Consider the following 7782-nt stretch of genomic DNA (forward strand, 5'->3'; position numbering starts at 1 on the left):
TTTTCCGCTCATGGAACTGGAGGAGCATCTCATGTCACAGATCGCACCCGAAACGACTGCACTCGACGAGCTCGAATCCAGCCACCAGCTCACGGCTTCCGACCGCTGCGACAGCTGCGGCGCTCAGGCGTACATCCGGGTAGCCATCGGATCGAGCGAGCTGCTGTTCTGCGCTCACCACGGCAAGAAGTACCAGGAGAAGCTCGAGGCCGTCGCCAGCGAATGGCACGACGAGTCCGCCAGACTGCTGCAGAGCAACTGAGCCTCCTCACCGACAGACCTCCAACTGCCCCCGGTTCGCCGGGGGCAGTTTTCTGTGCAGGGAGAGACGTCGCAGGCGCCGCCGCGACCTAGACGGAGCCCCCGATGTAGCGTCGCGGGACACGCGCGGCGATCCTCGTCGTGATCTCGTCACCCAGCGTCCCGGTGAGGTCGCCCCACTGCCGAACGGTCTGCTCGCCCTCTGCTCCCGTGCCGAACAGCACCGCGTCGTCCCCGGTCGCGATGCCCAGGGCGCGGACGTCGTCCTTACTGGCCGTGAGCTCCAGGTGGTCGCGTTCGACGGCGACGACGGCGAACCGGACCCCCCGAACGGCAACAGCCACCCTGCCGGCGAGGCGGCGCGGGAGACCGTCGCCGTATCCGGCGCCGACGTACAGGCTCGCGGATCCCGTCTCGGTCGTCCGGACGCCGAGCACCTGCGCGTGCAGCGTCATGACCGGCACGAGGCCGATGTCGGCGGGGGTGACCCCGTCGAAGGAGGGGATCCCCCAGCAGTGGCCGCCCATGCGCACGAGGTCGAGCCGCACATCCGCGCGCCGCAGGCCGGCCGAGCTCGCCGCCAGGTGCCGCAGGCGGATGTCCGCCCCGAGCTCGCGGGCGACCGCGACCCCGGCTAGGAAACGCTCGAGGGCGAGGGTGTCCTCCTCCTCCGAGGCCTCGGCGATGTGCGTCCACGCGGCGTGCACGCGGACGAGCCCCGCCCTCTCGGCGTCCACGGCCGCGGTGACCAGCTGCGGCCAGACCTCGGCGGTCGCTCCGTTGCGGTGCAGCCCCGTGTCGAGCTTGAGGTGCAGACGCGGCGCGACGAACGCGTGACCCTCCGTCTGCGCCAGCCGGGCGGAGGCCGTCGCGATGGCCTCGAGTTCCGCGGGGCTCGAGACACCGAGGTCGATGTGGGCGCGGATGCCCGCGGCGAAGTCCGCGCCGGGCTGGTGCAGCCAGGCGAGGATCGCGACGTCGTCGGCGAGACCGCTCTCGCGCAGCGCGATGGCGGACTCGAGGTCCAGCGCCCCGATGTCGCGGATGCCCCGACGGACCGCCTCCCGGGTGATCGGAACACGCCCGTGGCCGTAGGCGTCGGCCTTGACCACGACCATGAGCCGCGCGGGCCCGACGGTGGCACGCAGATGCGTGACGTTCGCACCGAAGGCGTCGAGGTCGATGACGGCCTCGATCGGTGGGCGGATCATGCGGCCCCCGTCCCGTCGGTCCCGGCCGAGCGACCACGTCGCCGCGGTCTGGCGCTCAACCGGGTGGTGATCTCGGCACTGACGGTGCCGAGCGAACCCGCAAGATCGAAGGCGGTCGGCTCGTCGTGTTCCCGGTCGCCGATGACGGTGACCGGCGTGCCGAGGGGCGGCGCGGTCACGTCGCCCAGGTCAACCATGAAGGCATCCATGGCCACCCGTCCCGCGATCGTCACGGTGCGATCCGCGATGGCGATCCTGCCCCGATTGCCCGCCGCGCGGTCCAGGCCGTCCGCATAGCCGAGGGTCACGAGCGCAAGCGTCGTCTCGGTCGTCGTCGTATAGGTGTATCCGTAGGACACCCCTGCGCCGGCGTGCACACGCTTGGTGGCCGCCACGGGCGCCCAGAGCCGCAACACCGGACGGAAGTCCTCGGAGACGTCGAGCTCCCGCTCGCTGAGACCGAGCAGCTCGGCTCCGATCGCGGGGAACTCCGTGTCCAGCAGGACGGCCAGACCCCGTCGCCTGGCATCCTCACCGAGCGTCGCGAGATCGGTCGCGCCGAGGCCGGGCAGGCCGGAACCGGTGTCCTCCGCGAGCACAAGACCGTCCACCCCACCCGCGACGGCCCGGAGGTATTCCGCAGGGCTCCGCACGAGCGGCGCGACCCGGAGGGCGGCGGCGCGGCGGAAGTCCTCATCGATGGAGTGCTGGGTGGTCACGATGAGCGTGCGAGGCGTCAGGGGACGCAGCCGCTCGGCCTCATCGAGGCGGGAGACGAAAAAGGCCTCGGCCCCCAGGCTAACGAGAGCGGGAGCGATGACGGCGAGCCCGTGCCCCCAGGCATCCGCGCCGAGATCCACGAACAGCGGCGCGCCATCCGTCAGCTCGCGGAAGCGCGCGACGTTCGCCGCCAGCGCGTCGAGGTCCAGCTCGATCTCCCGGAACGGCGCCGCAGGGACGCTCGCGGACTCAGCCGTCATTCCGGTCGGTCCAGCGGAATGCCGGCGGCCTTGGCGAGGATGCCTCGCGCCTCGCGGGCGACCGCGTCGATCCGGGAGTGAGCGTCCGTGGTCCGGTAGACGAGGCCGGCCCGCTCCGCGGCAACGCGCAGGAGGTGGTCGGCGAACGAGGGGTTGAGCGCGAGCACCGGGCCGTGCAGGTGGGTGCCGAACGCCTCCAGCACCCTCGCACCCTCGACCCGTCCGTCGTTGCCGCGGCCGGTGACGACGTCCCCCAGCGGGGTGGTGCCGTCGTGCAGGGAGACCGCGACCGCCTGGTTCTCGATTCCGATCATCCGGCCCGCGAGGGTCGTGTCCACCACGAACGCGTCCGTGACGGTGCGCTCCGCGCGCGGCAGCGTCGTGACGGGGAACAGCCCTGCACCCTCGAGGACGGTGCCATCCGGCAGGGTCAGCGAGCGGCCGAGCAGATGGAACCCCGCGTTGACCGCGATGATGGGCAGGCCCCCCGCCGCCCATTCGCGCAACCGTGCGGCAATGACAACAAGATCCTCGGTGACCACGACCTGCGCGGAGGTCGGTCCGGTCCCGATCGAGACGACGTCCACCGAGTCGGGAAGGGCGTCACCGGGATCGTGGCCGACGATCGTGAGGCCGAGGCCGGCGAGTTCCGCGCGGCGCTTCAGCACCGCGGCGTTGCCCATGTCCCCGTTCATCATGAGGTGACCGGGATAGAGCTCGAGCAGAGTGAGGTCGCTCATGCGGCGTCCGCCTCGAGATCGCGGTATCCGAGATGCCGTCGTGCCAGGATCATCTGGTCGTAGTCGAGCAGCATGGTGTGCCTGCCAGAGGCGGGACGCGGACCGTCGAGCATCGCCTGCACGGCCTTCTCGATCGTCGGCTCGACATGATCGTAGGGGATGCCCGCATAGTCCAGCCGCAGGGCGATGAACACGGCCTTTGGCCCGGAGACGTAGTCCACGTGGGCCAGCGCCGACAGGTCGGCGGCATACAGCCAGGAGGGGTCGCGGCTGTGCTCGTCGAAGGCGATGAGCACAGAGTCCGGGGTCGCCTCCAACGCGTCGAGGTTCATCTGGAGGCTCGCGAGCGACTTCATCAGGAGGATCTCGACAACGCGATCGCCGACGGTGATCGCCTCGCCGCGGCCGTAGACGGTCTTGAGCGACTCCAGCGCGGTCAGCGCCGTGTCGATCCGGAAGTCGTCGCCGAGATCGGCGGCCGCCAGGGTGATCGCGCCGGCGGCGTCGACCGCGTTGTGCAGTCCCCTGGCGGACAGGCGGAGTTCGTGCTGCCGTCCCTTCCAGGAGATCGCGGCCAGGGTGCCGCGCGATGCGGTGACCTCCGCGAGGACCTCGCGGGATGGGCGCGCGACATCCTCGTGAGCGTAGTCGCGGGCCAGAACCTGTCCGTGCGGCGCGTCGGCCAGAACCTGCGAGGCCGTGCCGAACCACTGGACGGCCAGGCGTCCCTCCGCCTCCAGCGTGTCGCCGAGGGTCGAGAGGAAGTTGTCCTCCCGGTTGAGCACGATCGTCTCGCCGACCTCTCCAGCGATGGCGCGGAACATCCCCGCGACCCGTTCCGGTTCGAACAGGCGGTAGATCTGGTCGATCTGCACGTTGAGGACGACCGCGGCACGGGGTTTGAGGGCCTGGCAGATGACAACCCCGAAGGCCTCGTCGACCTCGACGACTCCGATGTCGTGCGGCAGCCTGCCGGTCAGGGAGACCTGGCCGAGCAGCGAGGAGGCGATGCCCTGCGGCAGGTTGGCGCCGCTGGGGTTGGTGAAGACACGCAGGCCGTGAGCGCGGACGATGCCGGTGAGCATGTTCGTCGTCGTCGACTTGCCGTTGGAACCGAGCACCACGACGACGCCATGCGACAGCTGCGAGGTGACGCTCTCGATGAAGGTGGGCGCAAGCTTCAGCACGAACCAGCCGGGGAAGGCGGAACCGCCGCCCCGAACTCGCGCGAGGGCACGCAGGGCCTTGCCAACAAGGATCGGGAAGACGAGCCTCCAGCCGACCGCTCTACTCAAGGTAGTCGCGCAGCGACTGCGACCGGGACGGGTGGCGAAGCTTCGCCATCGTCTTGGACTCGATCTGACGGATGCGCTCACGCGTCACGCCGAAGGTGTCCCCGATCTGGTCGAGCGTTTTGGGCATCCCATCGCCGAGGCCGAAGCGCATGCGGATGACCCCCGCCTCACGCTCCGACAGAGAATCGAGCAACGACTCGAGCTGCTTCTGCAGCATCGTGAACCCGACCGCGTCCGCCGGGACGACGGCCTCGGTGTCCTCGATCAGGTCACCGAACTCGCTGTCGCCGTCCTCGCCGAGCGGGGTGTGCAAGGAGATCGGCTCTCGGCCGTACTTCTGCACCTCGATGACCTTCTCCGGGGTCATGTCCAGTTCGCGACTCAACTCCTCCGGAGTCGGTTCGCGGCCCAGGTCCTGCAGCATCTGCCGCTGCACCCGCGCCAGCTTGTTGATGACCTCAACCATGTGCACGGGAATGCGGATGGTCCTGGCCTGGTCGGCCATGGCCCTGGTGATCGCCTGACGGATCCACCAGGTGGCGTAGGTCGAGAACTTGAAGCCCTTCGTGTAGTCGAACTTCTCGACGGCACGGATCAGGCCCAGGTTGCCCTCCTGGATCAGGTCGAGGAACTGCATCCCTCTTCCCGTGTACCGCTTGGCGAGGGAGACCACAAGACGCAGGTTCGCCCCGAGCAGGTGGCTCTTGGCTCGCTGGCCGTCCTTGGCGACCCAGGTCAGCTCCCGGCCCAGCTGGGACTTGAGCTCGGCCGGAGACATCTGCGAGAGCTTGTCCTCCGCGAACAGGCCGGCCTCGATCCGCATCGCGAGCTCGACCTCCTCCGCGGCGTTCAGCAGCGCGACCTTGCCGATCTGCTTGAGATAGTCCTTGACCGGATCGGCGGTGGCGCCGGTGATCGCCGAGGAGTAGACGGGGACCTCGTCCTCGTCGTCGACGAGGGAGAGCACCAGGGCGCCGCTCGGCAGCACCTCGTCCTTCTCCTTCTCGTCCTTGTCGCTCTCGTCCTTGTCGTCCGCGTCGGCCTCGTCCTTGACCTCGTCGACGTCCTTGACATCGTCGACCGCGACGACCACATCGACGTTGACGTCATCGTCGACCTCCACGTCGGCGACGTCTTCGACATCGATCTCATCGGGGTCGACGGCCTTCGCTGCGCGTCCGCCCGCGGCCTTCTTGGCGGCAGGCTTCTTGGCCTGCGCCTTGGCGGTGGGCTTCTTCGTGGCGGTGGTGGGCTTTGTGGCCTCGGGGTCGACGGTGACCTCTTCGACGGCCTCTGGATCAGCGAGTGCTGCGGCTTTGGTTCGGGCGGCCATGTGGACACCTTTCGCATCGAATATGGAGCAGTCCTGACCTGGCTGGGCCGGCCTGCGATATGGGCTGCTGTCGACGCACAAAGCGTTTTTCGACAGCACTAAGACCCATGTCAAGTCCTATTTCGTCGCGCACCACATGTGCGACGAAACCGAGCGAACCTGAACGGGTCTTACGTCAATTATTGCACGCTTTGCAGTGACCCCTTGCCAATCGTCCAAGAAAGCTATATCTTTTGCCGTTCGGTCCTGCGCCGCCTGCGTGATCTGACGAATGTAACCCAAAGGGGTGCCACCTCTATTCCCTCGTCCTCATGCATCCGGCGACGAGTGCGACGTCTCGCGTGCACCAGGAAGAGGACTCCCATCCCCAGGACCAGATACTGCACGAGCATGGCGAGGCGGAAGGAGTCCCAGGCGAACAGGTCGCTCGCGCCGCCCGCGGCGACCCGCGCCTGATTGACCAGGTCGAGCACCAGCCCGATGAGATACATCATCACGAAGCTCGCGAGAAACCCGCCGACGTTCACGACGCCGTTGGCGGAGCCGAGGCTTCGCATCGGGTTGAAGGTGCGGGCGAAGTCGAATCCGATGAGCGACCCGGGTCCGCCGACCCCGAGCACCAGTACCAGGATGACGACGAGCACAAAGGGCGGGTGGCCGGGCCAGGCGAGCACAAGCGTCCAGGCGATCCCGAGCAACGCGACGATGCCGAGCACGAGGTTCGAGCGACGGAGCGGGAATCGCGCGGTGAGGATGCCGAGGATGGGGCCGCCGATGACGCCGGCGACCACCGTGAGGGTAAGCAGGCCGGAGGCCGTCTCGCTGCTGTAGCCCAGTCCCGCCGTGAGCAGCGGGAAGCCCCAGAGCAGGGTGAACACCGTGCCGGAGGACTGCGTGACGAAGTGCGACCAGAAGCCCAGCTGGGTTCCGGGACGCCCGAGCGCCTCGCGGAGCTGCCTCATCGCCCCGGGCCAGGTGGTGACGCGGTCCCCCATCGCCGCGTCCCTCTGGCCGTTGGACAGCAGCACTGCGGCGAGCACGAAGGCGATCGCCGACAGCGCCGCGGCGGAGAGGAAGGCGGGAGACCAGCCGTATCTGTGCAGGACGAAGGACAACGGGATGGCGGAGAGCACCTGACCGAGCTGGCCGACGTTGCCCGTCCATTGCGACACCTGCGGCAGCAATCGGCCCCTGAACCACGAGGACAGCAGCCTGATGACGGAGATGAAGGTCGTCGCATCCCCGGCCCCCACGAGGATGCGCCCGACGATCGCGACGCCGATCGTCGGCGCGGTGGCCAGCACGATCTGTCCGCCGACCATGAACAGCGCCCCGGCCACGATGAGGAGCTTCGGGCCGACCCGGTCGAGGACGACCCCGACCGGGATCTGCAGCGCCGCGTACACGATGAGCTGCACGACGGCCAGGCTCGACAGCGCGGAGGCGGAGACGTCGAAGCGATGCGTCGCCTCGACGCCGGAGACACCCAGGGAGGTGCGCTGCATGACGGCGACCATATAGGCGAAGAGGGCGACGCCCCAGATGAGCCAGGAGCGCCGGGAGTTCACGCCTTAAACAGTAGACCGCCCACGGCGACTGACCGGCGCGACCGCCTGGGCACGACCGCTAGAGACGCGGGGGTTCCTCGTCGCCGTTGCGGCGGATGGCCAGGAAGTTCTCCAGTTCCGCGGCGATCTCGTCGGCGGACGGCAGCTCGCCGTCGACGTCGGTGAGGGGCGACCGGAGCGGATTGCCCGCCATGTAGGAGTCGTGACGCTCCTCGAGCGCCTTGACCAGCCTGGCCAGCTCCTGGTTGGTCTCAACCTGCGCGTCGATCTTCGTGAGGAAGTCGCGTCCCTCATCGCGAAGCCGATCGGTGGGGAAGATGAGGCCCGTCGCCGCGCCGATGACCTCGAGGCCCTTGACGGCGGCATCCGGATATTCGGTGTCCGCGAGGTAGTG

At 68.6% G+C, this 7782-nt stretch carries 7 protein-coding genes and 1 pseudogene; 1 reads left to right on the forward strand and 7 read right to left on the reverse strand.

What is annotated here, in order from left to right; genetic code table 11:
- The first annotated feature begins 31 nt into the window (after nucleotides 1-31).
- Nucleotides 32-262: a DUF7455 domain-containing protein gene (locus tag VGC18_RS13355; RefSeq protein ID WP_331098203.1), complete on the forward strand. Its 231-nt coding sequence runs from the start codon at nucleotides 32-34 to the stop codon at nucleotides 260-262.
- 88 nt (nucleotides 263-350) lie between these two features.
- On the opposite strand, the gene VGC18_RS13360 is transcribed toward VGC18_RS13355, so the two are convergent.
- The 7 genes and pseudogenes from VGC18_RS13360 to VGC18_RS13390 form a co-directional block, all read right to left on the reverse strand.
- Nucleotides 351-1472, reverse strand: coding sequence for an alanine racemase (locus tag VGC18_RS13360; RefSeq protein ID WP_331098190.1), 1122 nt, complete (start codon nucleotides 1470-1472; stop codon nucleotides 351-353).
- Nucleotides 1469-2452 carry an alanine racemase gene (locus VGC18_RS13365; protein WP_331098192.1) on the reverse strand — a complete coding sequence of 328 codons (984 nt, stop codon included), beginning with the start codon at nucleotides 2450-2452 and terminating at the stop codon, nucleotides 1469-1471. Before VGC18_RS13365 ends, VGC18_RS13360 begins: the two co-directional genes overlap by 4 nt.
- On the reverse strand, nucleotides 2449-3192 hold the full coding sequence (locus VGC18_RS13370) for a cobyric acid synthase (protein WP_331098194.1): 744 nt from the start codon (nucleotides 3190-3192) through the stop codon (nucleotides 2449-2451). The genes VGC18_RS13365 and VGC18_RS13370 overlap by 4 nt, the downstream gene beginning before the upstream one ends.
- Nucleotides 3189-4487: a MurT ligase domain-containing protein gene (locus VGC18_RS13375; protein WP_331098196.1), complete on the reverse strand. Its 1299-nt coding sequence runs from the start codon at nucleotides 4485-4487 to the stop codon at nucleotides 3189-3191. Before VGC18_RS13375 ends, VGC18_RS13370 begins: the two co-directional genes overlap by 4 nt.
- Complete coding sequence (locus VGC18_RS13380) at nucleotides 4480-5820, reverse strand: RNA polymerase sigma factor (RefSeq protein WP_331098199.1); 1341 nt, start codon at nucleotides 5818-5820, stop codon at nucleotides 4480-4482. The genes VGC18_RS13375 and VGC18_RS13380 overlap by 8 nt, the downstream gene beginning before the upstream one ends.
- 224 nt (nucleotides 5821-6044) lie before the next feature.
- On the reverse strand, nucleotides 6045-7388 hold the full coding sequence (locus VGC18_RS13385; RefSeq protein ID WP_331098201.1) for an MFS transporter: 1344 nt from the start codon (nucleotides 7386-7388) through the stop codon (nucleotides 6045-6047).
- Nucleotides 7389-7446: 58 nt separating this feature from the next.
- Nucleotides 7447-7782 (reverse strand): annotated as a pseudogene (locus tag VGC18_RS13390) (PAC2 family protein); the annotation flags it as partial.

It is taken from the genome of Lacisediminihabitans sp. (assembly GCF_036404185.1).
Classification (GTDB): Bacteria; Actinomycetota; Actinomycetes; order Actinomycetales; family Microbacteriaceae; genus Lacisediminihabitans.